This is a genomic window from Eudoraea sp., assembly GCF_049669105.1.
GTDB lineage: Bacteria > Bacteroidota > Bacteroidia > Flavobacteriales > Flavobacteriaceae > Eudoraea.
Genome location: NZ_JBATKE010000114.1, coordinates 1 through 26,179, shown reverse-complemented (window position 1 = coordinate 26,179; position 26,179 = coordinate 1). Strand labels below are relative to the sequence as shown.

Here is a 26,179-nt window from a genome sequence, read left to right as displayed (position 1 = left end):
AGATCTTTTAAATCCTATCTCTTCCAGTAACAGATTAGGCAAAGCTACTTGTTTGAACACCCTGCTTAATAATGACTCGGAGTCATAAGCCATATCTGGCTCATCTGTTTTGAATTTTTCTTTCCACTTGCGCATATATGGCGTATAAACCACATAGGGTTTGCCATCATCTTTAACTATTTCATTCTCCTCAAAGATTACCTGATCTTTAAAAGTTTTGAATTTGATACCGGATAATTTTAGTTCTTGTGCAATCTCATTATCCCTTTTTTGGGCATAGGGTTCATAATCCCTGTTGGTATATACATTTTGAATGTCATATTGATTGATAAGGTTTTTAAAAATATCCAGGGGATTGCCATAATAAATGCCAATTGAGCTTTGACACTGCTCTTTCATCTTCTTTCTCATTTCCTGTAAAGAATCGTAAATGAAAGTAACCCGCGCATCATTTTCCGGAAGCGATTGAAGTATTTCAGTATCAAAAATAAATATGGGCAATACAGGATGGCTTCCTTTCAGGGCATTGTACAGCCCGGCATTATCATGGAGCCTTAGGTCTCTCCGAAACCAAAAAATACTTACTTTTCCTTGCATTTAGTTAATGTTGAGGGTAGACAAGCCTCCGTCTACACCTATTACCTGTCCGGTTATCCAACTGCTTTTATCACTAAGCAAAAAAGTCGCAATATTGGCAATATCCTCAGGATGGCCTACTCGTTTGAGAGGATGGCGTTCGGCCATACTTTCTTTTTTTCGATCATTATTTAATAAGCGGCCTGCCAGCTGGGTATCTACAAGTGAGGGTGCAATGACATTGGTTCGAACTTTAGGCGCATATTCTGCGGCCAGAGATTTTACAAAACCCTCTATAGCACCTTTAGCAGCAGATACACTTGTATGAAATGGCATTCCTGTACCTACGGCGACCGTACTGAAGAACACCATACTTGAATTATCGGCCATCCTGCCGATGATGTCTTTAACAACCCTTACCATACTAAAAAAGTTAAGTTGCATATCTTCCTCAAAGCTAGCCATGCTAAGCATTTTTAGAGGTTTTAGGTTAATACTGCCGGGGCAATATACAAATCCATGAAGTTCCTCAGGCAATTGCGCGGTATTCAATGAGTCAGTTAATGCGTCAAATTGAATATGTTCTACGTTCAGATCCTTCAAACCATCTGCACTTCTGGACGCTACATAAATTGTGTGAGTTTCCTGTAATTGTTTTACTATAGAGAAACCAATACCATAGGATCCTCCGATTAATAATATATTTTTCTTCATTATTAAATGGATTTTATACTTAATTCATTGGAGGAGTCCTTCATACGTCCGAAAATTTCCTCAAGTTTCATTTCGCGGTATGCGAATATTTTTTCCAGTTGTTTTTTAACCAGTATGGGATGTGCTAATTGGCCCAAAATTCCAAAGGGTAACTTGTAGTCAATGATATCCTCCATTTCTACCCCACCTGAAATAGGATTTATAAAATGCTTGTGATGCCAAAGTGCATATGGGCCAAACCTTTGTTCATCTACAAAGTATTCACCTTCCTTAACATGCGTTATTTCGGTGACCCATTTTGTTGTTATTCCGGCAAACGGAGCAACTGAATATTGAATGATCTGACCGGGAAACATATCCCTGTCGGCACCGTTTAAAATATGAAAACCCATGTGGTCGGGTGTGATAAGCTTCAGATTTGCGGGATTTGATAAAAAGTTCCATGCCTCATCCTGAGTAATGGGTAAGGTTTGCCTGGAATGTAGTTGATATAACTTCATTAAAATGTTTTTAACAAAATTAGGTGCAATATTGTTTAATAAAAAATTAAATGTGTTAAACAAATAGTAAATGTAGCCTTGTTTTCTCGTCGGAGATAGAGGTGGGATAATCCCATACAATGGGGCAATGCGACTTATGATCGGGAATTTTGCAGTCCAAAGTGTGATTTTTGTATATTTCTGCAATTAAGTATCATGATTTCCAAATTATATATTTTAAGTTTTTTCCTTCCTGTCGTCTTTTTAAATGCCCAGGTGAGCGCCACCACTATTGGGACTTTGCCGGAAGATGTTCTGGAATCCTCCGGGCTTATTTATTACAACAACAAACTCATAACTCATAATGATTCAGGAAATTCTCCTCGATTGTATGAAGTAGATACCTTAAGTTCACAGATCATCCGGACAATCACTATAGACAATGCCACCAACATAGATTGGGAAGATATAACGCAGGATGATACTTATATTTATATTGGAGACTTCGGAAATAATACCGGCAACAGACAAGACCTTACCGTTTATAGAGTAGCAAAATCTGATTATGACGTTTCGAATACAATAAGTGCTGAAAGAATTGACTTTTCTTACGAAGATCAAACGGATTTTACAGAGATTCAGAATTCCGACTGGGATGCTGAAGCCATGGTTGACTTTAAGACTCAATTACTCATATTTACCAAACAATGGCAGACTAATGGTACAGTAGCATATTCCATTCCTAAAATTCCGGGATCTTATTCAGCAAAAAAGCTGGGATTTTATGATGTCTCTGGTCTGGTTACAGGAGCAGCATACAACAAATTCTCAAATGTCCTGATGTTATTGGGATATTCATCTCAATTACAACCTTTTATTGTTCGGATAAATGAATTACCGATAAATTTTTCATTTAACGGGACGGAGGAAAAGTTGGGTTTGGGAATTGGGTTTTCACAGGTAGAGGGAATCACCTTCTCGGATTCAAATACATATTATATTTCTTCTGAGCGTTACCAAAATAACCTTCCCCCCATAACTCTTGCTTCTCAACTCTATACTTTTGACACCGACGATGCCCCTCAGGAAACTGAAGAACCACCCGTAGAAACTCCGATAGATGCGGAGAAAGAAGAAAATGAACTGATTATTTTCAAAGCCTTCGGTTCAAATGAACTTCAGTATGATCTTAATTCAAATGCGCCATTGTTCGGACGAGCAATATTTGACATTACCGGGAAAAGAGTTAGACATACACATGGAAGTTTAATTGAAAATAACAGCATAGATCTAAGCGGATTAAGCAGTTCCGTATATTACTTAACCTTTTATCTGCAGGGCATAACAGTATCTAAACCATTTATACTGGACTGAAGCTTTCTTTGAACATTATTTAAGGATTTATTAACAAGGGAAATACCTCATTATATTTAGTTTTGTCATAACTATAAAACCTATTAAATAATGAAAAAACTATCACTATTGATCTGCATCGTTATGGGATCTATTTCCATGAACGGACAGATAACAACGCCAGCACCCAGCCCTTCAGCAAAGATTATGCAAACGGTTGGATTGACTGATGTAACTGTAGAGTATTCAAGACCTTCAATGCGCGGAAGAACCATTTTTGGAGATCTTGTTCCCTATGACAAATTATGGAGAACCGGAGCCAACAAAAATTCCATGGTTACTTTTAGCGATGATGTTACTATTGGCGGTCAAAAAGTTAAAGCGGGGTCCTACGCAGTATTTACCAAACCGGGAACAACATCCTGGGAAGTAATTTTCTATTCTGACACCAATAACTGGGGAACTCCTGAAAATTGGGACGATTCAAAAGTAGCGGCAAAGACCACGGCAGAGGTAATGTCTTTACCATTTGACGTGGAATCCTTTACTATGAGTATTGATGCTTTACACAATGATGGAGCTACTCTGGGGATTTTTTGGGAAAAAGTTTATGTAGGTGTTCCCTTTGAAGTACCTACTTCAGAAAAGGCGATTAAGAGTATTGAAGGCGTCATGAATGGACCATCAGCTAACGATTATTTTGCAGCAGCTTCTTATTACCATGAAGAAGGTAAAGACCTGTCGAAAGCTAAGGAATGGATTGATAAAGCAGTATCAATGAATGATAAAGCGTATTGGATGACGAGGAGACAATCTCTGATTTACGCTAAAATGGGCGATACCAAAGGAGCTATTGAAGCGGCTAAGAAATCTATGGCAGTAGCAGAGGCGGCTGGCAATGCAGACTATGTAAAAATGAACAAGGACTCTCTTAAAGAATGGGGAGCATTATAATTTATTCTAAATTCTAAGAATTTAAAAACCCCTGCCTTATCGGTTGGGGGTTTTTTTTGTTTCCTTGTTGATCGCGTGATTTAAGTATTGTCCCTAGACGTGATACTTAAGGCATACAAACATTAGATAGTCTTAATGGGAGGGTTCTTATGAAGCCTGTCAAATGATTCAAGCACTATTGCCAGGAGAATCACCAGCGCACATCCAAAAGCATTTAGCCACAAATAGGACATCCAATCCAAATACCATACAAGAATGACGGCTACTTGGGTAATAATAGCGGCAATAAAAACGGCATTCCCTTTTACAAATCTAAAAAAGAAGGCCAGCAAAAATATTCCCAAAACGTTACCGTAGAAAATAGAACCAATGATATTTACCAATTGTATTAAATTATCAAACAGGTTTGCTACACAGGCTATGAGAATAGCAACTATTCCCCAAAGCAAGGTAAATAACTTGGAAACCTTCACATAGTGCTCGGGTGAAAATTCATCTTTTTTATTCCTTTTATAAAGGTCCAGGGCAGTAATTGTGCCAAGGGCATTTAATTCTGAGGCAGTGGAAGACATGGCTGCAGACAGAATTACAGCCAATAAAAGTCCTACTAAGCCTTTTGGCAGATAATTTAAGATAAAATGGATAAATACATAATCCTTATCGTTTGTTTCAACAACGTCATCTGCCTTTCTTATCATAGCCTTTGCTGCTTCCCTGTTGTTTTTCTCTCTTTCAATGATCAGGAGCATTTCCTTTTTAGCTTCGGTAGTAGCGGCTTGGTCGTTTGAATCCATGGCTGATGAAAACTGATCCTGCGCCATTTTCTTTTCAATTTCCAGATTCTTGTGACCTTCCTCCAATAATTTATAATCTTCTGCATAGGAAGTTTGCATTATTGCATTCGTAGCTGCAGGATTAAAATTTAAGGGGGACGGATTATATTGATAGAATACAAAAACCATAACCCCAACCAGGAGAATAAAAAATTGCATAGGTATTTTGAAGATCCCATTAAAAATAAGTCCTAACTGGCTCTCTCTGATGGATTTACCGGAAAGATAGCGCTGTACCTGACTTTGATCGGTTCCAAAATAGGCAAGAGCAAGGAACATTCCACCGGTAATACCGCTCCAGAAAGTATACCTACTCTGTGTATTTAAACTAAAATCCAGGATGTTAAGTTTATCACTAGCACCCGCAATTTTAAGGGCTTTGGTGAATGTGATATCTGCAGGCAAATAACCCAGAATAAAAAAGAAGGCAATAAACATCCCGGTCATAATAACAAACATCTGTTGTTTTTGGGTAACACTTACGGCATTTGTACCACCGGAAACGGTATATATAATTACTAAGGAGCCAATAATAATGTTGAGGGTTTTTAAATCCCATCCCAGGACGGCAGAGAGGATAATAGAAGGTGCAAAGATGGTAATACCTGCCGCAAGGCCTCGTTGTATTAAAAATAATATGGCAGCAAGAGTACGGGTTTTAAGATCAAACCTTCTTTCAAGAAATTCGTAGGCAGTATATACTTTTAATTTGTGATAGAGAGGAATAAATACAATACATATAATTATCATGGCCAATGGAAGTCCGAAGTAGAATTGAACAAAACCCATTCCATCGTGAAAAGCCTGACCGGGTGTGGAGAGAAAAGTAATAGCACTGGCCTGAGTTGCCATTACAGAAAGGCCAATCGTCCACCATTTTGACTGATTCCCCCCAAGTACGTAATCATTTACATTTTTATTGCCTCTGGTTTTCCAGACCCCATAAACAACTATAAATAATAGGGTTCCACCAAGTATAATCCAGTCTATTTTCCCCATATCAACTGTATGAGGTCATTATAAAATAAAAAATAAGAATGTAAATAGTATTGAGTACCAATACAAGTGTATATTCTTTTTTCCAGGTAAGTTTCTCCAGCATCATTTACCTTTAATATCTGTAGTGTTATCTATTTTTTCTTTTCCCAAAGATAAAATATTCGCAAATATCTTATAAGCTCCGGAAACCCCTGCAGGAAGTTCTCTAAAAAAACTTATTCCGGTATATATATAATTTCCCTTACCATATGGTGCTACAAGAAGCGCTCCATTGGTTGGTGATTCTCCTTTGTCATTCATCTGTAGAATAGGTGTGAATTTGGGATCCCATTCATCAGGAAAGTAAAGTCCTCTCTCCTGAACCCAACCCTCAAAGTCTGAATTAGTAATGGCATTGGGAAAATTAATAACAGAATGGTCACTTGCAATAATCTTTACAGCAGAATCCTCATTAGTAATGCGGTCCCTGGATAACTTAAGAGGGTAGGGGGCGAGATCTTTAAAAGAGGAGTCTCTGCGTCCTGCAGTGTTGTATTGTACAATAAGGTTCCCTCCCTGCTCTACATATTCCAGTAAAAAACGCTGTTTAAATTTAAGCTCTTCAACAACGTTATATGCCCTGATTCCCGTAACAACTGCGTCATATTTGTTTAGACTACCCGATTCTATATCTGCGGGATCAATTAGATGAACAGTATAACCTATCTGCTCCAAGCTCTCGGGAATCTCATCTCCGGCACCCATTATATAACCAATATGCTCTCCCACTTTCCTGATGTTCAGTCTTACAACTTTGGCTTCAGAGGGAAGTAAAACTGTTTGGGTAGGAATATGGTCATACGCAATCTCTATTAACTCTCTATCTAATTCTTTGCCATCAATTCTGATAATAGGTGTAATTGTACTTTCATCTTCCTGGGACGGCGGGGTTAAGGTAAAAACAAGTGTCTTTTCATCACCCTTGTTTGCAATTTCAAATTCTATAAATTCCTCATCTACCACCCAACCTTTATTGTGGCCCAATTTCACATTTCCTTTAAGTCCGTTTTTATGAGCAGTAATAGTCACTGGTATTTTTCTAGGAGTTCTGTCTGCAAATATCAAAACCTTGTCACTAAATTTTGCGGTAGCTTCCGGTATAATCTCAAAGGGCTCATAAAGTTCTCCTTTATCAGGTTTTGAATATCTGTGAATAACCGGTTTTTCTATTTTTATGGAATACCCATCGAATCCCAATTCAAAGCTTGCATTAAAAGGGGGTATCGTTTCGGGGCTTCCAATTATTTCTGGTTGATTCACTTTATACATGCCAAGGCTTCCCTTTTCTGTCAACCAATAAGGACTTGTGTATTGTTCCGTTTCAGGTATTTTCAGATCCAATACAAGGTTCTTCTTTTGATTATTAGCTAAGAGTATTTTATTCTGGTTAAAAGAATTGGAGGCAAGAGAAACAGAATTAAATGAAATAGCAGCATTACTTCGATTAAGAACCTCAATATTTATTTTTACTGTACTACCGGGAACTGCATTTGGCACTTCAGATGAAGCTTCAAGATAAAGTCCGCAAGCAGTGAGAATAATATCCTGCAGTTCTTTTAATTTAATTTGTTTCCAATGATCATCCTCCAGATTAGCAAGCAATTTATGAGCTTCCAGTAATTCCGGAAGGTGTTTTGAGGGATTTATAAAGTCAAAATTTTCTTCTACTGAAACCAATATTTTGCCAATGGCTTCACCCCCTTTAATTCTTGACCAGCTTGTATCGATTCCTTCAAAAATATTTGAGGTATCATTTGGCAGATCCCCGGACAACAATTCTATATATTCGTCCTGACTACCTCTGTCGGACATTCTGCCAAAACCCTGACTCAAATGCTGACTGCTTGCAATAGATGCAATTTCGTTGTTAGAAAGCCCCTTCATGGGATAATAAACCCCAACATCTAAATTCATCATTTTGGATTTATCGGCATTTTCAAAATTCTCAGGGCTCCCATAGAACCACCATGATACATTAAAGAACGATCTTTTGGGCTGCCAAAGACTTACTTTATCCAATTGTTCAGGATACGCATTTTTATCATTAGCAAGATCAAAGGCTTCTACACTTAGCATTGCAGAAGAAGTATGATGTCCATGGGTTGAACCGGGTGTTCTGTGATCAAATCGATTTACAATAACATCTGGTTTAAAATTTCGAAGGACCCAAACAACATCGCCTAAAACGGCTTTTTTATCCCATATTTGTAAAGTTTCATCCGGGTGTTTGGAATACCCAAAATCATTTGCCCTGGTGAAAAACTGTTCTCCGCCGTCAACTCCCCTGGCCGCAAGCAATTCTTCTGTTCTTAAAACCCCCAGTAGTTCCCTAAGTTCCGAACCTATAAGGTTTTGACCTCCATCACCTCTAGTGATAGATAAATAACCGGTTCGGGCTTTAACTTCGTTTGAAAGATAAGATATCAATCGTGTATTTTCATCATCCGGGTGCGCTGCAATATACAAGGCAGAGCCCAAAAAATTTAATTTCTGTAAGGAATGAAAAATGTCTGAGGAAGTGCTTTTTTTTGGTACTTGGGCTAAAACGGATTGTACACCTAAAAATAGCCCAATAAAGAGTACCAGATAATAACGCATAGTTTTTTTATAAGATGGTGGTCAAATATAGAAAGATTAGAAGCGCAGCGATATTATTTAAAACTTCTTTAACAACTTATAATAATTCACTTTCATCAAGATTCTCATTTGTTGTTACATTTACCATTAAAATTCCTTTTTGAAGCATCAGGTTATTGGGATATGTTAATAATTCTGAATTATCATTTCGTAAATGAATATTAAATGCCCTTATGTCCTCAATAATGTAATTTCCCTCGTACTCTATTTCCTTATCCATTATTCTAATTCGATCACCTATTTTAAAAGGAAAAGAGAAGTAAAGAATAATTCCCGACGTAACATTGCTTAAAATGGACCATTGCGCAAATATAGCAACCCCAATAACCGCAAAGATTGAGGAAAAAATAATACCAAGCTCTCTGAAATTAACTCCCCAAATAAATATGATTATTACAATCCCAATAACGCTAAGGCCAAAAGAGACATATTTTATAATCAATCTGGTGCGTGCTTTATTCAGGTCGCTTGCGCTACCTACTTTACGAATGGTTTTGGATAAAATAAACTTTAAGACAAACAACGTTATTATAGTGATAACCGTTGCTAAAAGTTCATTCTTATAATCTACAATAAATTCTTCCATAAGTTCTATAAACCTAAACTTTCCCTCAAAACAATATCTGCGTTTGAATTTTGCCTCCAGTAAGGGGTAGTTATTGTTTTAATCTTTGTTGCTTTAGACTTGAGGGTTTTGGCATTTGCTCCAAAACCACTTTTAAACTCATCAGACCAACTTTCTATTGTATAGGGAAAAGTAGTACTGAAGTTGATTGTAAGGGTGCGTTCTAATTCGGGATAGGTTAAGGTATACGAACTAATTCCATCTTGCTCTGTAAGGGAGGCTATGGCCTTGAAGGGTTTAATCTCTTTATGGGCTACCCTTATATATTCTAATGAAGGAATAACTTTCAGCTCACCCTGGGGAAGCCCGCCAGGGTTTATTCGTAATTTATTCCACAACTCATTTTCCAAAATGTTTTTTTCCATTTTAAATTCCTGATCTGCTTCGCCTTCAAAATAAGAGTGTGCTTCATACTCAAAATCATCTCTATTATTCAACTGAGCATAAACATGTCCGCACCATTCCTGAACAGAAGCAGATATTTTTATCGCATGCTGATTGTCCTGAACCGGATAAAATGAACTGCTCATAATAGAATAAGGGTAAATACCCGTAAAGTATTTTTTAGTACTGTTCAATTTTAGTACCGGAATATTATCAGGATTATTTCTATCTGCCTTAACTTGTTTATCTACCAAAAATGGTTCCGTAACAAAAATTAAAACTGCATGTCCATCTCTTAGTTCCCCATATCGGGCTTGTTCCAATTTATAGGAGGTGATTTCCGCTTCTCCTGAATACCAATACTCCTTAAACTCTTCGGAAAGAGGTTTTGGTTTCTCGATTTCAGAATTATTTTTCAGGCTTTCAGCCTTGACAATTTCATTCTCTTTAGAGCTGGCTTTTGCTTCACAGGATATAAAAGCAAATGGTACAGATAAGACTAAAAAAATCAAAATTAGATTACTGATAAATAATTTCATAGGAATTAAATTTTGACCAAAACTAGTTAAAAACTACTGGTTCACCATGTCCATTAACGTTTTGTAAATTAAATGTGTAGGCAAGCCAACTATATTGGACTAGGGCTTTTCATAGGAGCCATTGTTAGCCTTTGTTATTTTATAAGTTTAAATAAATATTTAATACTTATTTATGATGGTCCGTTAGTTAATCTATATTTTGCTTAATTTGTTGTATAAGTATTTCAGTTTGCTCTTTTAACGGTAGATAGAATCCTCTATTTAGGTTTACAGATGTTACAATAAATAGATAGAGATTACTTTCAAATTCTGATTTTTCTAGAAAACTAAAGTCATTATTTGGGAATTTACTAGGTTTAACATCAATAAGGGCATCATCAATAATATCAAGGTGTCTTCTGAAATTTCCATTGTTTATAAAAAAATCATGGGTGTAATCCCTTCTTTCAATAACATATTTTTCCTGATTATTAACTAGTTCCAATTGGGATAGCCATTTAGAAATCTTATTTCTCAAGCTTGGATCAGATATGAGGGATAATTTTCCAGAGTTGTTTATTTCATTTATGGTTCCTTTGTTGGGAATGTATCTCGAGTCATATTTAAAGGCACCTACCATATCTTGGGATAATTCTTTTTCACTAACAATTGCTAATGAAGGTCCGGTGAATTCCCCAATATTTATGCAGGATTCAACAATCTTGGTATTTTTTTCAATAGTCTGATCAAGTATTTCAAGGTTGGTTTCAAACTCTTGCAAAAGAGAATTCAGTAATTGTTGCTCGGTATCTCTGTTTTTTCTTGTTTCATTCCAATTGTTGATTTGTAATGCAATTAAAATACCTAGAACGACTAAAATAATCTCGCCAAAAGCATATTTTAAATACTTCCCTGTTTTGTTCTGCTCCATAAGGTCTTTTCTAATGCTTCTAAAAAACTTAATCATAGTTTTCTTTTTAATGCCCGCACCTCAGCTGGCTCCTCACTATCAAAGGTCTACCAGACCTTTGATCACCGTTCGGCCCTCTAAAGAATTTTATCATGGGTTATTGGTTCATAATAGCTATGTAATTAATCAATCATTTCTTTTAACGCATTGTAAACTAAATGTGTGGGAAGCCCTACCACATTGGTATACGATCCTCTAATTTCCTCGATCCCAATTAGCCCAATCCAGTCCTGTATTCCATATCCCCCCGCTTTGTCAAAGGGTTTATATTCCTTGATGTAATACCGAATTTCCTCGTCAGTCAAATCCTTGAACTTTACTTGTGTACTGCTATTCACTAATCGTTGATCATTGGCTCGGGTGAAACAAACCGATGTAATTACTTCATGCCAGTCGCCAGACATTGATTTTAACATTAAATAGGCCTGCTCTTCATCTTCAGGTTTGCCTAAAAATGTACCCTTGTGCCAAACAACAGTATCTGAGGTTATTAACAAATCATTTACCTTAAGTTCTGCCAGAAAGGGCTTTGCCTTTAGTTTGGCTAGAAAATCAGCTATATCAATTCTCTTTAAATGATTCGGAAAGATTTCATCAATGGGCTTAAGGCGGACTTCAAAATCAAGACCAAGTTTTCTAAAGAATTCCTGCCTTCGCGGGGATGCGGAAGCAAGTATAATATGGAATTTCTTCACTTTTTCAATTAGCATAAGTCTAGTCGTTGGCGGCGCTGAAGTTAGTATACCAATCGCCTCGCACTTTCAGGACCTGCTCAATAACATCTCTGACACATTCATCCCCGCTATGCCTGTGTGATATGTAATCACATACCTCTTTGACTTCCTGCACCGCATCCTGTGGGCATGAAGCGATAGCTGCTAATTTCATAGCCGGAATATCCGGAAGATCGTCACCCATATAAAGAACATTTTTAGAATCGATGTTGTGCTTGGATAAATACGCTTTAAAAGGCTCTTTTTTATGGGCCGCTCCAAGATAAATATCCGTAACACCAAGTCCTTTCAGCCTTACTCTTACGCCTTCATTAGTCCCTCCTGAGATTATACAGACATTATACCCTTTTTGAATTGCCGTTTTCAGGGCATACCCATCTTTCACACTCATTTTACGGAGTAGTTCCCCCTCTGAGGTAATTAGCACATTGCCATCTGTAAATACCCCATCTACGTCAAATACAAATGTTGTAATATCCTTTAAAATTTGTTTATAGTTTTTTCCCATGGGTTTGTTGAATTGAATTACTTAATACAGAATAGATATTCTTATGACTTTCCTTTTTTAACAGATCGAGGTGCTGATCAATAGTGGTCTGATCATGACGCATGGCAGGACCTGTCTGGGCATTTAGGACGGACATTTCTGTTGCTTTTTTAGCTGTTTCCAGAATAAGAGGATTTAAAATATTAAATGGAATCCCCGCTTCATTACAGATATCACTCCCGATTAGATACAAATGATTGGTAAAGTTGTTGACAAAAACTGCAGCCAAATGCACTAACTTGCGCTGATTGGATGACATGATTTGTATGTGACCTGAAATAGAACTTGTCAGTTCTTTCAACAAATTGTAATCTTCACTATTTTCTGCTTCAATACAGATTGGGACTTCACTAAAGTCAACTTTTCTTTCTTTGCTGATAGTTTGTAAGGGATAAAAAACACCTCTTCTTACTGAAGCTGGCAGTGCCGATAAGGGCATGGTTCCTGAAGTGTGCACTACAAGCCCCGATTTATTTTTAAAATGTTGTGCTACAGTCTCTATGGAATCATCATTTACAGCGATAATATAAATATCTGCATCTGAAATATGTTCATAGTTTGTAGCGGTATTCAGGCAATTCTTAAAAGGGGTTAATTTTTTTTTATCGCGTCCTATGACCTGAATTATTTTAACCCCCTTTTTGTTATGCATAGCAGTAAAAAGCTGCTGTGCAACATTTCCTGTGCCTGTAAGTACTATTGAAAGCATGTTCAAAAATACAATATTTATAATGTTAACCTCACTTTAAAAATTAACAAACTTGTTTAACTTTTTAAGACCTTAAGTGCAATTGTAAATCATAAAAAGGCCTTACTTTTGCCTCCGGAATTCAAATTTATCTCTATCAAAATGAAAGAACTATTCAAGAAGATTTTCTTTTCTACCCGTTTAATGGCGGTTCTTTTCATTGTTTTTGCTACCGCCATGGCATTTGGTACATTCATAGAGAGTTGGTATAGCACGGAAACTGCAAGAATCTGGATCTATAATACTACCTGGTTTGAGTTGATCATGGTTTTTTTTGTAATCAACTTTGTTGGTAATATTTTTCGTTATCGTCTATTGCGCAAAGAAAAATGGCCTGTATTAACACTCCATATCTCCTGGATTTTAATTATTGTGGGCGCTTTTGTCACCAGGTACATAAGTTTTGAGGGTATGATGCCCATCCGGGAAGGTCGTACAGAAAATGTTTTCTATTCTGATAAAACCTTTCTTACCGTATTTATTGATGGGGAAATAGCAGGGGAGCCTAAACGAAAGATTCTTGAAGATGATCTTATTGTAACTCCTGAAGCCATAAAATCAAATTTACCCTGGACATCAGATTTTAACGGACAAGAAGTTACCGTTGCTTATGATGGTTTTATTAAAGGTGCCAAGAATGACTTAATTCCGGATTCAACAGGAAATTACTATTTAAAAATAGTAGAAGCCGGAGATGGCAACAGGCATGAACATTATCTCGAAAATGGGAAAGTAGCAAATATCCATAATATCCTGTTTTCATTGAACAGGGAAACGGAGGGTGCTGTAAACATAGTGACGACTGACAGTGTATATCAAGTTAAATCGCCTTTCGAAGGGAGCTTTATGAGAATGGCAGATCAGTTTCGCGGTATAGTCGTGAAAGATAGTTTACAGGAGCTTCAGTTACGATCGCTTTATAATATGGGGGGGATGCAATTTGTTTTACCCGAGCCACTTGTTCAGGGTTCTTACGGAGTTGTAAGTGTGCCGGAAAATGAAATTACACCAGCTACGCAGGATGCTTTGGTTCTTAAAATAAGCAGTAATGGTGAAACGGTTACGAAAAAATTATTAGGAGGGAAGGGTTCAAGCAATTATTCAGACAAATTTAAAGTTGGGGGTCTTGATTTCAGCCTTCGATATGGATCAAAAGTGTATCAATTGCCTTTTAGCATTAAACTGAACGATTTTATAGCCGAGAAATACCCGGGAACTGAAAAAAGCTATGCCTCTTTCATGAGTAAAGTTACCGTAGAAGACGAGCGGCCATTTGATTATGATATTTTTATGAATCATATTCTTGACCATAAGGGATACCGCTTTTTCCAGGCAAGTTTTGATCCGGATGAGCGCGGAACCGTTCTTTCAGTTAATCATGACTTTTGGGGCACCTGGATTACCTATATGGGGTACTTTTTATTATATATTGGATTAATGGGGATCATGTTCTTTGGCAAAACCCGATTTAAGGAGTTAACCCAAGGACTGGATAAATTAAAGAAGCAAAAGGCAGTGGCTTCGGCTATAATGCTTTTTGGGGTTATAAGCCTTAATGCCCAGGGAAAAACTCAGGACGGGGACCACAATCATCAAAATACGCCAAGTCAGCAGCAACTGGACTCCCTCTTAAATGCTTCTACCGTTACTAAAGAGCATGCGGCGAAATTTGGAGAATTAGTCATACAGGATGGCGGAGGAAGAATGAAACCGCTTAATACATTTTCTTCAGAATTACTTCGCAAACTAAGTTTTAAGGATAAATACAAAGACCTGAATGCCGATCAGGTATTCTTATCCATGATGTTAAACCCGGCCCTCTGGTACAATACAGAATTTATAGCCCTCGATAAAAAAGGACAAAATGATAGCCTCCGCGGAATAATAGGAGTAGAAGGAGCTCAGAAATACGTAAAAGCGACCGATTTTTTTGACTCTAAAGGGGCTTATAAACTAGCACCTTATTTACAAGATGCTTACGCCACCAGTACTCCGAATAAATTTCAACAGGATTATAAAGATGTCGATTTACGCCTTGGGCTTTTAAACAGGGCACTGAGCGGAGAAATTATAAAAATCTTCCCATTGTTGAATGATGAGAATAACAAATGGGTGTCTGCCGTAGAATACAGGTCCGGGCAATACAAAGTACCTGACTCACTTTATGCGAATTTCATCAAAAATGCTGTTCCGTATTATTTGCATTCTCTTCAAAGTGCAATAGCAAATAAGGACTATACCGAATCGGATAAACTACTGGCTGCATTTCATCAGAACCAACTAAACCATGGCAGTGAGGTGCTTCCTTCAGAAAACAGGGTAAAGGCGGAAATTATTTACAACAAACTCGATATTTTTAATCGCCTCTATAAATACTATGCCCTTGTTGGTATCCTTATGTTCTTTGTACTTGTGTTTACAATTTTTAAGGAAAGAAGGATATGGAATATAGCGACATACTTTTTTAAGGGAATAATTTATATATTTTTTATCTGGCATACCTCCGGATTAATTTTACGTTGGTATATTTCCGGGCATGCTCCCTGGAGTGATGCCTATGAAAGTATCCTTTATGTATCCTGGGCTACAATGGGCATGGGATTATTATTGGGCAGGAAGAGTAATATGACCATTGCGGCATCTGCCTTTGTTACTGCCATGTTATTGTGGATTGCCCATCAAAGCTGGGTTGATCCGTCAATAGCAAACCTTGTCCCTGTCTTGGACAGTTACTGGCTAATGATACATGTGGCGGTTATCGTCGGCAGTTACGGGCCGCTTACTGTTGGGATGATATTGGGAATAGTTTCTCTTTTGTTAATTATTCTTACCAATTCCAGGAACAAGGAGCGGATGGAATTAAACCTTAAGGAACTCACAATAATTAATGAACTTTCCATTACCGTTGGACTTATTATGCTTACCATAGGGAACTTTCTCGGGGGGCAATGGGCCAATGAAAGCTGGGGGCGCTATTGGGGTTGGGATCCTAAAGAAACCTGGGCTCTTATTTCAATAATGATTTATGCCTTTGTAATACATACCAGACTGGTACCGGGATTACGTGGAAGATGGACATTTAATTTTCTAACTATCCTTGCTTTTGGAAGTATTATGATGACCTATTTTGGGGTAAACTTCTATTTGGTAGGGCTCCATAGTTATGCAAGCGGTTCTCAGGTAATTACTCCTGTCTTTATTTGGTATACACTATTTGGGGTATTACTGTTAGGAGGTATCAGCTATTGGCGATATAAGCTGAATTACGTTAAATAAGTATTCATATGATTCCATGAGCTACGCTCACTGCCACCTAAGAAGGTGTGATGTTTTAGTGAAAATCAATAAACCTAATTGGTGTAGCCCACAGGAATTATTTTTTTTAATACTTTTATTTAATCACTTCATTAAGTTTTAGGCTATGTCCAAGTTAAAATTCAAATGGAATTCAGATAAAATATTAAGTCTCTCCGCAATGAGTATAAGTGTTTTGACGCTTCTAATTTTTATCTATCAGACCAACTTAATGAGTAAGCAGAATTACCTGTCTATTTTGCCCTATGTGCAAATATCCTACTCAGACGATAAAGCTGAAAACACTTTTTCATTGGATATTAAAAATCATGGAGTTGGCCCGGCTATAATTGAATCTGTTATCATTTATTATAAGGGTGAAAAGCACGATCTTAGGGAATACGATAATTATTTATATAATTACCTCAAATCTGAAATGCCGGTTTTAGATAGTGTTAAATTCTTTTCTACCTCTAGCTTAGATAGGGGAATTGCCATTCCGGCTAATACCAATTATAATGTTTTTAAAGTACTAGGTTCTAAAAAGGATTATGAATTACTTACAAGCAGTCTCGATAAATTATTAAGGCAGGGACTGCGTTATGAAATAGTCTATCGTTCTATTCAAGACGAACGCTGGATGATTTATAGTGATTCTGAAGGGCCGCAGAAGCTAGATTAGGAAATACCTGTATTAGAGCAATCTATGAAGTAATTCTGCTATCTAATTCATTTTTGTATTTACGAAAATATTTGCATCTTTGTTTCATTATGAAGTACTAGAAATTATGTTAGTAATAGATGTCATCGGGATAGTTGCCGAAAAATAATCTCCATCCCTGGAAGATTATAAGACATTTTTTTTCTTCAATTAATATAATTTCTATAAAATGACACATCAGAATAAAATTACATTTAATAAGCTTTACAGGTATTTTATAATAGCCATTACAGGAAAAGAAACCGAATTCACAACCGGGAGTATCCGCAAGGCAGTTTTTATGCTTTCCATACCCATGATCCTGGAAATGATGATGGAATCTATATTCGCTATTGTTGATATAGCCTATGTATCCAGGGTAAGTGTAAATGCAGTAGCCACAATTGGCCTTACTGAATCTGTTATAACCCTGGTATATGCCATTGCCATAGGCCTTAGTATGGCAGCAACTGCTGTCGTAGCAAGAAGGGTAGGTGAGAAAGACCTTAAAGGCGCCAGGCAAGCCGCTATGCAGGCAATACTGTTGGGGATAGCGGTGGCTGTCTCTATAGGCGTAGTGGGGTTTCTATACTCTAAGGAAATATTGGCACTTATGGGTGGGGAACCCGACTTAATTGCCGAGGGCTATGGCTATACTAAATTGCTGATTGGAGGCAATATCACAATAGTTTTACTTTTTTTAATCAATGCCATTTTCAGAGGGGCAGGGGATGCCTCTGTGGCAATGTGGACATTGGTTCTATCAAACGGACTTAATATTATCCTGGATCCTGTTTTTATATTTGGCTGGGGTCCGATTCCTGAATTTGGTGTTATGGGAGCAGCTATAGCGACAAATATTGGCAGAGGAACAGCGGTAGTTTTCCAGTTAGGGATCTTGTTTTTTGGCTGGAGCAGAATTAAACTGGCGGTTAGTGATATCGTATTAAGAACAGGAGTAATGCTTAATCTTATAAAGGTTTCCCTGGGAGGTATCGCTCAATTTTTGATAGGTACTTCAAGCTGGGTATTTTTAATGCGGTTAATGTCCGAATTCGGTAGTGAAGTATTGGCTGGATATACGATTGCTATAAGGGTAATGATGTTTACTTTCATGCCTGCCTGGGGAATGAGTAATGCGGCCGCCACGCTAGTCGGCCAGAATTTGGGAGCGAAACAACCTGAAAGAGCAGAGAAGTCGGTTTGGATTACCGGAAAATACAATGCCTATTTTATGCTGGCTGTTTCTTTAATCTATCTCTTTTTTGCTCCTGAAATAATAGGCCTTTTTTCTAATGTTACCAGCGTTGTTGAGAATGGGGCACTTTGTTTACAGGTTGTTGCTGCGGGTTATATCTTTTACGCTTATGGGATGGTTGTCTCTCAGGCTTTCAATGGGGCAGGAGACACAAAAACTCCCACAAAGATTAATCTTATTGCCTTCTGGGCATTTCAATTACCCTTTGCTTATTTGGCCGCAATTACTTTTGAATTAGGTGCTCTGGGTGTGTTTCTGGCCATAACTCTAGCTGAGGTAATGCTGTCGGTAATCGCAATCATCTGGTTTAGAAAAGGCTATTGGAAAAAAGTTCAGGTATAGCCTATTTTTGTAACTTTATGCGCTAATAGAATTTGTATGAAACAGAACAATAAAGGGATAAATACAATTTGCACCCATGTTGGTGAATTAAAGGACAACGAGTACAAAGGAGCTGTTTCTCCCTTGTATATGAGTACCTCATATGCCTTTGAGGACGTCGATATTAAAAGGTATCCCAGATATTTCAACACCCCTAACCAAAAGGCTTTGTCTAAAAAAATAGCAGCTTTGGAACATGCAGAGGACGCCATGATTTTTGGGAGTGGAATGGCTGCTGTAAGTACCGCACTGCTGGCTTTTTTGAAGGCTGGTGATCATGTGGTATTGCAAAACATGTTATATGGAGGAACACAGAATTTGGTTACAAAACAATTTGAAAATTTTGGGATATCATACTCATTTACGGAAGGTTTAAAACCATCAGATTTTGAAGCAAAAATCAAGGAAAACACAAAGGTTATTTATATTGAAACCCCGTCAAATCCTTTATTGACCATCACAGATCTGGCCGCTGTTGCAAACATTGCGAAAAAGTACAACTTAGTCTCCATGATAGACAATACCTTTGCGAGTCCGGTAAATCAAAACCCAATTGATTTTGGTATTGACGTGGTTATCCACAGTGCCACAAAGTATATGGGAGGACATTCAGATATTTGTGCCGGTGCTGTTGCTTCATCCAAAGTAAATATGGAGCGGATTTTCCAACTGGCAATAAATCTTGGTGGAAGTCTTAGCGATTATACAGTATGGCTGTTGGAGCGCAGTATAAAGACCATGGGGATTCGGGTCAAATGTCAAAATGAAAATGCAATGAGGCTTGCAGAGTATTTGGAGGAGAATGTGAATATTAAGCAGGTTAATTATCCTGGTCTGGCTTCTCATCCTGAACATGCTTTAGCCAAATCTCAAATGCATGGCTTTGGGGGGATGCTTTCCTTTGAACTTAAGGAGTCAATTGATGCTACTGAATTTCGAAAGGCACTTAAACTTATTAAATCTTCCATGAGCCTGGCAGGTGTCGAAAGTACTGTACTTTCACCAACTCAGACTTCACATGCGCTGTTATCAGAAGAAGATCGGTTTAAGCAGGGAATTGCCGACGGATTAATTCGCTTTTCCATTGGTATAGAGGAGCCGGAAGATCTGATAGCAGATATAGATCAGGCTTTGGAACAGGTAAAAGCCAAACAACCGGCATTGAATAGTCAATAAATTACCAGATAAATACCAAATGAAGTTAGACATTTTAGTTTTTGGAGCACATCCTGATGATGCGGAGTTAGGAGCAGGGGCAACTATAGCCAAAGCAACCGCAAACGGTAAAAAAGTAGGGATTATTGATTTGACCAGGGGGGAATTAGGTACCCGGGGCACTGCCGAAATCCGCGATAAGGAGGCTGAAAACGCAGCGAAGATATTGGGGATAGTAGTAAGGGAGAACCTGGAATTTGCCGATGGTTTTTTTACGAATGATAAAACCCATCAACTAGCGGTAATTCAATTAGTGCGAAAATACCAGCCAGATATAGTATTGTGTAACGCAATCAAAGACAGGCATATAGATCATGCCAAAGGAAGTAAGTTGGTAAGTGACGCTTGTTTTCTTAGCGGATTGATAAAAATAGACAGCAAGTTACCGGGTGATGACGAATGGCAGTTACCCTGGCGGCCTAAACAAGTCTATCACTATATTCAATGGAAAAACCTGGAGCCTGATTTTGTTGTTGATGTATCTGGATTTATTGAACTAAAAATGAAAGCTATTTCGGCTTATTCCTCACAATTTTATGATCCTGACAGTAAAGAACCCAATACGCCTATAAGCAGTAAAAACTTTACAGATAGTATTGCTTATAGAGCCAGGGATTTAGGGCGTTTGGTTGGGGTTGAATATGGAGAAGGGTTTACTACGGAACGTTATATAGGCGTTAAAAATCTTTGGGATATTTTTTAGACTGCCTGACTATAACTTTTCTCCCTTTTGGGAAGTGTGAAAAAGAAACAGCTACCTTTGCGCAGGGCACTTTCCACCCAAATGCTACCGCCGTTCTTCTCTACCATTTCTTTACAGAGAGCCAGTCCAAGACCCGTCCCTTTTTCGTTAGCTGTACCATAGGTAGTGATATTCGAATTCTTCTCAAAAAGATTCTTTACTGTAATTTTATCCATCCCAACACCTGTATCTTTAATTGAAACCTCCCATAAATTATCACGTTCACGTGCCGATATAGTTATCATCCCATTTTGTGGTGTGAATTTTAAAGCATTGCTGATAAGATTTCGCACAACAATATCAATTTGATTGCTATCAGACCATGTAAGTGTATTTTCCACAAGCTCACTTACAATTTTTATTGACTTCTTTTTAGCAATTTCAGAAAGTAATTTAATATTTTCAGAAACCAGTGATTCAAGAGCCATGAGTGAAGGCTTGGTTACCGCACCGTTCATCTGGGTATGTCCCCAGCTGAGTAGATTATTTAAGGTAAATGAAATGTGATCAACGTCTTCCCTTAATTTCGGAACAAATTCTAAAAATTCATCAGTTTCAATATCCCCATCAGAATATAGCCTTAACAGTTCTTGAAGAGCTCCTACAGGACCTCGAAGGTCATGTCCTATTATTGAAAACAGTTTTGTTTTTGTTTCATTACTGTCCTGTAATTCAGATTCCCGTTTTTCCAGAATTTCTTTTTTGGCCTCTAGTTCTTTATTAAGTCGTTTTTGGATTTTCTCTGCCCGATATACCAAAATTATGATTACTATAAATACGACTAATATGGCTAGTGCTGCTATGATATACCGCTGTTGTTGAGCTAATGCTTTTTCATTTTCCGCTATAAGCGTTTGCTTCTGTTTATCATATTCAGTTTTGGTTTTAAGCATGGTTAAACTCTTCTTATTCTCATTTCTGGACAAGGTATCAGAAAGTTTTTGATAGAGTTCATGAAAGTTTAAAGCCTCTGAGTAGTTCTTTTTATTTTTATTTATTCTGTAGAGCGTATAAGCGCATTTTTGAGTCCCCTCCATGAACTGTATTCTGTCAGATATTGCATAAGCCTGAAGTGCAATTTTCTCAGAAATACTATCCTTGCCTTGCCCTAAATATGCCTCAGCCATTCCATTATAGAGGTCAATTTTACCACGGTCATCATCCAGACTTCTATGTAATAATTCGCTCTGGTTATACCAATAAAGAGCCCATTTATACTTATTTTCTTTTAAATATATCTTGCCTTTAATTTCGTAGGTAAATGCCAGCCAATCTATTATTTTGTGCTTTTCAAAAATACCAACGCTTGAATTAATATTAAACATGGCATAATCTAGTTTACCCATATCTGCATAGACTGAGGCCAGATTACTTAAAGTTTCTGCTATAATAATCTCATTTCCCAGCTCCCCATTAATTTTTTTTACTTTTTTGTAAAAATCAAGGGATTGTTCATAGTCTTTTTGTGAGGCATAAAGGTTCGCGATGTTCTCATTCATAATTGACAACATCTTTTTATCGTCTATTTCTTCCGCAATTTCAATGGCTTCGAGGTATCCCGTCAAAGCATGGGCATAGTCTCCTTTATAAGCATTTTCTCCTGCAAGATTGTTTATGATTCTAAGGCTTAGATCTTTATTCCCAAGTTCTTTGGCAATCTCGTGACCAACTTTATAATTGTAAATCGCTTTATCAGAATCTCCCTTATCAGAAAAGTAATCCCCCAAACGAAGTCTGGATCTGCATTCGCCTTCTTTGTAGCCAGAATCAATACTTAATTGAAGCGCCTCTTTGGAAAGGAGTAACAGGCTATCTGTATTATAATATCTAAGTTGAGACCCTAATTCATTCAATAGGTCAATATAAAGAGTGTCTCTTGTAGAAAAGTCTTTTTGGGACTTAAGTTTCCGGATACTGTCTTTGTATTTTTTTTGTAGTTCCTGCTGAGCATTGGCATCTGTCATGCTGCATATAACAAGTATAACAATTGCAGCATGCTTAATGACGTCTATAAAATGTGTCCGGATGTAGGTCAAAATAAAGGGCATGGGTTACTAACCAATTTCTACAAATAAAATTACAGCGGTGATGCTTAATGGTCTAATTTATGTTGTGAAACGCCAAATTTTGTGTGTTTTATCGACCTTACCATGCATTTCATCGGTATTTTTAAATAGATTGATGATTTTTTGATGATTTATACCAAGGTTGTTTTAAAGTCTAAACCATAGTATAGCTCTAAAAATTTCAGGAGTTTAGTTTGAAACAATGGGTAAAAAAAATTACCTTTGCCAGCGCTTACAAATGGTGGTTGTAGCTCAGCTGGTTAGAGCGCTGGATTGTGGTTCCAGAGGTCGCCGGTTCGAACCCGGTCTTCCACCCTTATTAGTTTTCTAAAGCCCTGTCATAAATGATGGGGCTTATCTTTTAAGCTTATTTCGATTGGCCTGGAAATTGGAATTGAATTAATTATTCCTACTAAATTTTGATCTTTACTTAGAAGGAGTAACATCTACCTCAATACGCTCATCCCTGTTTGCAATTTCCCAGGCTGTGTAAAAGATTAATCGCGAGCGACTTTCCAATGCATCATAGTTTATTTTATTCGGTGTGTCTCCGGGTCTGTGATAATCTTCATGTGTACCACTAAAATAAAAAATGATTGGAATATTATTTTTCGCAAAATTGTAATGGTCGCTTCGGTAATAAAAACGATTGGGATCATTTTCATCGTTATAAGTATAATCTAATTTCAGCTGCGCATATTTGTCATTAATATCTTCCGATAGTTCATGAAGCTCCTTACTTAACTTATCAGAACCAATAAGATAGACGTAATTTCCGTCACGCTCATATTTAGGATCAATGCGTCCGATCATATCTATATTGAGGTTGGCAACAGTTTGAGAAAGAGGAAAAACAGGATCATTATCTGTATAGTACTTTGATCCAAGCAAGCCTTTTTCCTCACCGGTAACATGCAGGAATACTATAGATCGTTTTGGCCCGTTACCGGAATCTGCAGCCTGTTTAAAAGCTTCGGCAATTTCAAGCATAGCAACGGTTCCGGAACCATCGTCATCTGCACCATTATTAATGTCACCATTGTCATTAACCCCTATATGATCTAAATGTGAAGATATGACCACAAACTCATCCGGTTTTTCAAAACCACGAATAACCGCCACAATATTTTCAGACGATACGGTCTCATTATTACTTTTAATATTAAGAGATATAGGCTGTGGAATTATACCTGAATGCTGTGCTTCCTTGATGGCAGGGAATATATTTTTAATCATGGTTTCGCCTAGGAGAACTAATGCTGCATCGTGTTTTTCAACCTTAATTTCCATTTTCATTTTATTACTCCCTTTCAAATAGTCATAATATCTTTTATAACGGCCGTAATTGTCCGGATCATAATATAGTACTCCTTTGGCCCCTTTACTTCTGGCCAATTTTAATCTGGCTGCTGCAGCATCAGATTTATTACTCCAAACAGATTTTTTAGAATTTCCCGAAATCAAATATGTGCCGTCTTCATTTACAGGCTCTCCGGACTTTATTAATATAAGCTTCCCCGATACATCCAATCCTTTATAATCTGAGTAACCCTTGTCTTCAATCCCGTAACCTGCATAAATAATTTCGTCAAAATCACCTTCAATAGGTGTAAATGTTAAAAAATCGGTTCCTATCTCATATAGAGTCGCTCCGGCCATTATGGAGCCAACAGGTAATTTGGGGAATACCAAAGGAACTTCTTGTAAATAGTCACCATCTTCTTTCGCTGCCGGAACTCCCATCGCCTTATAATTGGCCTGCAAATAGTTTACCGCCTTTTTTTGTCCCGGTTTCCCGGTTTCCCTACCCTGAAATTCATCAGAGGCATAGATATATAAATGTTCCTTAAGCTCTTTTTCGGTAATCGTGACTGCATAGATCCGTGGATCTATAGTTACATTTGCAGAAGCAGTATCGGTTTGTTCTGCAACTGTTTTCTGAGAAGTGTTACAGGCTATCAAAAGTCCAAATATGATGAATGCTATTTTTTTCATAGAATAATTTTGAAGCGTTTTGGAAAATTTCACAAAAATAGTAAAAAGAAAAGGATTTATTCAGGCAGCATTCTAACAAATTCCCTGAATCTCGATGCCGTAAAAATTTTAGAAATTTAAAAGGGAGACCCATAATAAAAGACCCCTAAAGTTTTCTAAAAAACTGCCATTATCGTACTTTTGTGTATCATTTTTAAATAATAATAATTATTACATTTACGGATTATATTTTTCTTTTTTTTTAATTAATAAATTATAACAATACAGGGTTATGAAATTATCTCAGTTTAAATATTTATTTGCAATCAGTTCTATATTTTTAGGAGCTGTTTGCAGCGTTAATGCACAGGAACAGTCTTTAGGAGCTATGGTATCCAATAAAGTGGGCTTGTACGTTTTTCCTGCAAAAGACCAGAGTGCAGCACAACAGGCAGAAGATGAGTCTTATTGCTATAAATGGGGCGTTCAGCAGAGTGGCATAGATCCTTTAAATCCTCCGAGTGTTCAGGCGCAACAAGTGGAAACGGGACCTGATGGTTCTGCTGTTAGCGGGGCAGCCAGGGGAGCATTAGCAGGTGTGGCTATTGGCGCAATTGCGGGTGATGCGGGCAAAGGGGCTGCTATTGGAGCTGCATCCGGCGCCATGGTAGGACACAGAGCCAGCAGGGTAGGGCGATCGCAGCAACAACAGGCAAATAATCAGGCGGCAGGCCAGGCAGAAGTTGATATGATGAATAGCTTTAAAAAAGCCTACAGTGCATGCCTGACGGGTAAAGGATATACGGTAAACTAAAAACCTAAACCATATAATTATTAAATCAATTATTATGAAGATTACTTCTATAAAAAACTATTTCAACACCCTTTTTATGTTTTTACTATTGGCGAATGCCTTTGGTCAGGATATAGGGGAGAATGTGAACTTACTATTGGTTCGAGAAGATAAAGTTTCTCCTGCAATGGCCGATGAGTATGAAATGTCCCTTGCGGATCTTAAAAATTACCTGACCGAGAATCAGGTAGAGGGATTTAACTATTTTACACATATTCAGGATAACTTTGAGTTTACACATGTAATACCCTTAAAAAACCTGGATGGTTTGAGTGAAGGAACCCGTGAGGCTCTAATAAAAAGGGTCAACAAGCCTGAGTTGAGCCTTATCATGGATTATTTTGACCTCGCTTTAGATTCCTACAGGCATTATGTTGTTCAATATAAAGCTGAATTATCTTATGTTCCTTCTACACTGCAATGGGATGAAGGCAATACCTACAGGAAATGGCACTATTATCATTTCTACCCGGGGTCAGAAGAAGAAGTTGAAGAGATCCTTGCCGCATATAAACATTTGTATAAAACGAAGAATGTGGATATGGGATTCAGGGTCTTTGCGGGTCAAATAGGGTTAGAGCGCCCT

General features: G+C 37.5%; 22 protein-coding genes and 1 tRNA gene. 10 read left to right on the top strand and 13 right to left on the bottom strand.

What is annotated here, in order from left to right; genetic code table 11:
- The 3 genes from WBM60_RS09840 to WBM60_RS09830 all read right to left on the bottom strand — a co-directional run.
- Nucleotides 1-597: deoxyribodipyrimidine photo-lyase (locus tag WBM60_RS09840; RefSeq protein ID WP_424283027.1), on the bottom strand; the 597-nt coding region annotated here is incomplete at its 3' end.
- Nucleotides 598-1,290 (bottom strand): SDR family NAD(P)-dependent oxidoreductase, encoded by a 693-nt coding sequence (locus WBM60_RS09835; RefSeq protein ID WP_424262199.1) that lies wholly within the window; start codon nucleotides 1,288-1,290, stop codon nucleotides 598-600. It lies immediately after the preceding gene.
- A gap of 2 nt (nucleotides 1,291-1,292) precedes the next feature.
- A complete protein-coding gene (locus tag WBM60_RS09830; protein ID WP_424262197.1) occupies nucleotides 1,293-1,790 on the bottom strand; it encodes an SRPBCC family protein in 498 nt (165 codons plus the stop codon).
- A gap of 195 nt (nucleotides 1,791-1,985) precedes the next feature.
- Here WBM60_RS09830 and WBM60_RS09825 point away from each other — a divergent pair, with 195 nt between their 5' ends.
- Together WBM60_RS09825 and WBM60_RS09820 are read left to right on the top strand one after the other, a co-directional pair.
- The gene (locus WBM60_RS09825) at nucleotides 1,986-3,143 is read left to right on the top strand and encodes a T9SS C-terminal target domain-containing protein (protein WP_424262195.1); all 1,158 of its coding nucleotides are present in this window, start codon (nucleotides 1,986-1,988) and stop codon (nucleotides 3,141-3,143) included.
- Between the two features lie 90 nt (nucleotides 3,144-3,233).
- On the top strand, nucleotides 3,234-4,076 hold the full coding sequence (locus WBM60_RS09820; RefSeq protein ID WP_424262193.1) for a DUF2911 domain-containing protein: 843 nt from the start codon (nucleotides 3,234-3,236) through the stop codon (nucleotides 4,074-4,076).
- Nucleotides 4,077-4,198: 122 nt separating this feature from the next.
- Here WBM60_RS09820 and WBM60_RS09815 read toward each other — a convergent pair whose 3' ends face one another.
- From WBM60_RS09815 to WBM60_RS09780, 8 genes are all read right to left on the bottom strand, one after another.
- Nucleotides 4,199-5,908 carry a sodium:solute symporter gene (locus WBM60_RS09815; protein ID WP_424283026.1) on the bottom strand — a complete coding sequence of 570 codons (1,710 nt, stop codon included), beginning with the start codon at nucleotides 5,906-5,908 and terminating at the stop codon, nucleotides 4,199-4,201.
- A 102-nt stretch (nucleotides 5,909-6,010) separates the two neighbouring features.
- On the bottom strand, nucleotides 6,011-8,545 hold the full coding sequence (locus WBM60_RS09810) for a PIG-L family deacetylase (protein WP_424283025.1): 2,535 nt from the start codon (nucleotides 8,543-8,545) through the stop codon (nucleotides 6,011-6,013).
- Between the two features lie 76 nt (nucleotides 8,546-8,621).
- The gene (locus tag WBM60_RS09805) at nucleotides 8,622-9,170 is read right to left on the bottom strand and encodes a mechanosensitive ion channel domain-containing protein (protein ID WP_424260562.1); all 549 of its coding nucleotides are present in this window, start codon (nucleotides 9,168-9,170) and stop codon (nucleotides 8,622-8,624) included.
- A gap of 5 nt (nucleotides 9,171-9,175) precedes the next feature.
- Nucleotides 9,176-10,132: a septum formation inhibitor Maf gene (locus tag WBM60_RS09800; protein WP_424260564.1), complete on the bottom strand. Its 957-nt coding sequence runs from the start codon at nucleotides 10,130-10,132 to the stop codon at nucleotides 9,176-9,178.
- Nucleotides 10,133-10,319: 187 nt separating this feature from the next.
- Entirely contained in the window at nucleotides 10,320-11,078 is a 759-nt protein-coding gene (locus tag WBM60_RS09795; RefSeq protein WP_424283024.1) for a DUF6090 family protein, read from the bottom strand.
- A 125-nt stretch (nucleotides 11,079-11,203) separates the two neighbouring features.
- Nucleotides 11,204-11,791, bottom strand: coding sequence for a Maf-like protein (locus WBM60_RS09790; protein WP_424277891.1), 588 nt, complete (start codon nucleotides 11,789-11,791; stop codon nucleotides 11,204-11,206).
- 4 nt (nucleotides 11,792-11,795) lie between these two features.
- On the bottom strand, nucleotides 11,796-12,323 hold the full coding sequence (locus WBM60_RS09785) for a KdsC family phosphatase (RefSeq protein ID WP_424259188.1): 528 nt from the start codon (nucleotides 12,321-12,323) through the stop codon (nucleotides 11,796-11,798).
- Entirely contained in the window at nucleotides 12,307-13,071 is a 765-nt protein-coding gene (locus tag WBM60_RS09780) for a Rossmann-like and DUF2520 domain-containing protein (protein WP_424259187.1), read from the bottom strand. Before WBM60_RS09780 ends, WBM60_RS09785 begins: the two co-directional genes overlap by 17 nt.
- A gap of 141 nt (nucleotides 13,072-13,212) precedes the next feature.
- On the opposite strand from WBM60_RS09780, the gene ccsA reads away from it, so the two are divergent.
- The 5 genes from ccsA to bshB1 all read left to right on the top strand — a co-directional run bounded on the left by ccsA (nucleotide 13,213) and on the right by bshB1 (nucleotide 20,661).
- The gene (gene ccsA / locus WBM60_RS09775) at nucleotides 13,213-16,386 is read left to right on the top strand and encodes a cytochrome c biogenesis protein CcsA (protein ID WP_424283023.1); all 3,174 of its coding nucleotides are present in this window, start codon (nucleotides 13,213-13,215) and stop codon (nucleotides 16,384-16,386) included.
- Nucleotides 16,387-16,531: 145 nt separating this feature from the next.
- Entirely contained in the window at nucleotides 16,532-17,086 is a 555-nt protein-coding gene (locus WBM60_RS09770) for a hypothetical protein (RefSeq protein ID WP_424261578.1), read from the top strand.
- Between the two features lie 208 nt (nucleotides 17,087-17,294).
- On the top strand, nucleotides 17,295-18,704 hold the full coding sequence (locus WBM60_RS09765) for an MATE family efflux transporter (protein WP_424277244.1): 1,410 nt from the start codon (nucleotides 17,295-17,297) through the stop codon (nucleotides 18,702-18,704).
- A 36-nt stretch (nucleotides 18,705-18,740) separates the two neighbouring features.
- Nucleotides 18,741-19,919, top strand: coding sequence for a trans-sulfuration enzyme family protein (locus tag WBM60_RS09760; RefSeq protein WP_424283022.1), 1,179 nt, complete (start codon nucleotides 18,741-18,743; stop codon nucleotides 19,917-19,919).
- A gap of 19 nt (nucleotides 19,920-19,938) precedes the next feature.
- A complete protein-coding gene (bshB1, locus tag WBM60_RS09755) occupies nucleotides 19,939-20,661 on the top strand; it encodes a bacillithiol biosynthesis deacetylase BshB1 (protein WP_424280126.1) in 723 nt (240 codons plus the stop codon).
- On the opposite strand, the gene WBM60_RS09750 is transcribed toward bshB1, so the two are convergent.
- Nucleotides 20,658-22,748 carry a tetratricopeptide repeat-containing sensor histidine kinase gene (locus tag WBM60_RS09750; protein WP_424283021.1) on the bottom strand — a complete coding sequence of 697 codons (2,091 nt, stop codon included), beginning with the start codon at nucleotides 22,746-22,748 and terminating at the stop codon, nucleotides 20,658-20,660. The genes bshB1 and WBM60_RS09750 overlap by 4 nt on opposite strands.
- 258 nt (nucleotides 22,749-23,006) lie before the next feature.
- Here WBM60_RS09750 and WBM60_RS09745 point away from each other — a divergent pair.
- Nucleotides 23,007-23,082: transfer RNA gene (locus tag WBM60_RS09745), tRNA-His, on the top strand.
- Nucleotides 23,083-23,192: 110 nt separating this feature from the next.
- On the opposite strand, the gene WBM60_RS09740 is transcribed toward WBM60_RS09745, so the two are convergent.
- Nucleotides 23,193-24,761: a M28 family peptidase gene (locus WBM60_RS09740; RefSeq protein ID WP_424283020.1), complete on the bottom strand. Its 1,569-nt coding sequence runs from the start codon at nucleotides 24,759-24,761 to the stop codon at nucleotides 23,193-23,195.
- A gap of 271 nt (nucleotides 24,762-25,032) precedes the next feature.
- Between WBM60_RS09740 and WBM60_RS09735 the strand changes: the two genes are divergently transcribed.
- Nucleotides 25,033-25,554, top strand: a complete 522-nt coding sequence (locus tag WBM60_RS09735) for a glycine zipper family protein (RefSeq protein ID WP_424283019.1) — start codon at nucleotides 25,033-25,035, stop codon at nucleotides 25,552-25,554.
- Between the two features lie 34 nt (nucleotides 25,555-25,588).
- The coding region (locus WBM60_RS09730; RefSeq protein ID WP_424283018.1) for a hypothetical protein at nucleotides 25,589-26,179 on the top strand (591 nt) is incomplete at its 3' end.

Excerpts from the sequence above, each read along its gene's own strand:
- WBM60_RS09835 (WP_424262199.1), bottom strand. The coding sequence starts at position 1,290 with ATGAAGAAAAATATATTATTAATCGGAGGATCCTATGGTATTGGTTTC.
- WBM60_RS09830 (WP_424262197.1), bottom strand. The coding sequence starts at position 1,790 with ATGAAGTTATATCAACTACATTCCAGGCAAACCTTACCCATTACTCAG.
- WBM60_RS09825 (WP_424262195.1), top strand. The coding sequence starts at position 1,986 with ATGATTTCCAAATTATATATTTTAAGTTTTTTCCTTCCTGTCGTCTTT.
- WBM60_RS09820 (WP_424262193.1), top strand. The coding sequence starts at position 3,234 with ATGAAAAAACTATCACTATTGATCTGCATCGTTATGGGATCTATTTCC.
- WBM60_RS09815 (WP_424283026.1), bottom strand. The coding sequence starts at position 5,908 with ATGGGGAAAATAGACTGGATTATACTTGGTGGAACCCTATTATTTATA.
- WBM60_RS09810 (WP_424283025.1), bottom strand. The coding sequence starts at position 8,545 with ATGCGTTATTATCTGGTACTCTTTATTGGGCTATTTTTAGGTGTACAA.
- WBM60_RS09805 (WP_424260562.1), bottom strand. The coding sequence starts at position 9,170 with ATGGAAGAATTTATTGTAGATTATAAGAATGAACTTTTAGCAACGGTT.
- WBM60_RS09800 (WP_424260564.1), bottom strand. The coding sequence starts at position 10,132 with ATGAAATTATTTATCAGTAATCTAATTTTGATTTTTTTAGTCTTATCT.
- WBM60_RS09795 (WP_424283024.1), bottom strand. The coding sequence starts at position 11,078 with ATGATTAAGTTTTTTAGAAGCATTAGAAAAGACCTTATGGAGCAGAAC.
- WBM60_RS09790 (WP_424277891.1), bottom strand. The coding sequence starts at position 11,791 with ATGCTAATTGAAAAAGTGAAGAAATTCCATATTATACTTGCTTCCGCA.
- WBM60_RS09785 (WP_424259188.1), bottom strand. The coding sequence starts at position 12,323 with ATGGGAAAAAACTATAAACAAATTTTAAAGGATATTACAACATTTGTA.
- WBM60_RS09780 (WP_424259187.1), bottom strand. The coding sequence starts at position 13,071 with ATGCTTTCAATAGTACTTACAGGCACAGGAAATGTTGCACAGCAGCTT.
- ccsA (WP_424283023.1), top strand. The coding sequence starts at position 13,213 with ATGAAAGAACTATTCAAGAAGATTTTCTTTTCTACCCGTTTAATGGCG.
- WBM60_RS09770 (WP_424261578.1), top strand. The coding sequence starts at position 16,532 with ATGTCCAAGTTAAAATTCAAATGGAATTCAGATAAAATATTAAGTCTC.
- WBM60_RS09765 (WP_424277244.1), top strand. The coding sequence starts at position 17,295 with ATGACACATCAGAATAAAATTACATTTAATAAGCTTTACAGGTATTTT.
- WBM60_RS09760 (WP_424283022.1), top strand. The coding sequence starts at position 18,741 with ATGAAACAGAACAATAAAGGGATAAATACAATTTGCACCCATGTTGGT.
- bshB1 (WP_424280126.1), top strand. The coding sequence starts at position 19,939 with ATGAAGTTAGACATTTTAGTTTTTGGAGCACATCCTGATGATGCGGAG.
- WBM60_RS09750 (WP_424283021.1), bottom strand. The coding sequence starts at position 22,748 with ATGCCCTTTATTTTGACCTACATCCGGACACATTTTATAGACGTCATT.
- WBM60_RS09740 (WP_424283020.1), bottom strand. The coding sequence starts at position 24,761 with ATGAAAAAAATAGCATTCATCATATTTGGACTTTTGATAGCCTGTAAC.
- WBM60_RS09735 (WP_424283019.1), top strand. The coding sequence starts at position 25,033 with ATGAAATTATCTCAGTTTAAATATTTATTTGCAATCAGTTCTATATTT.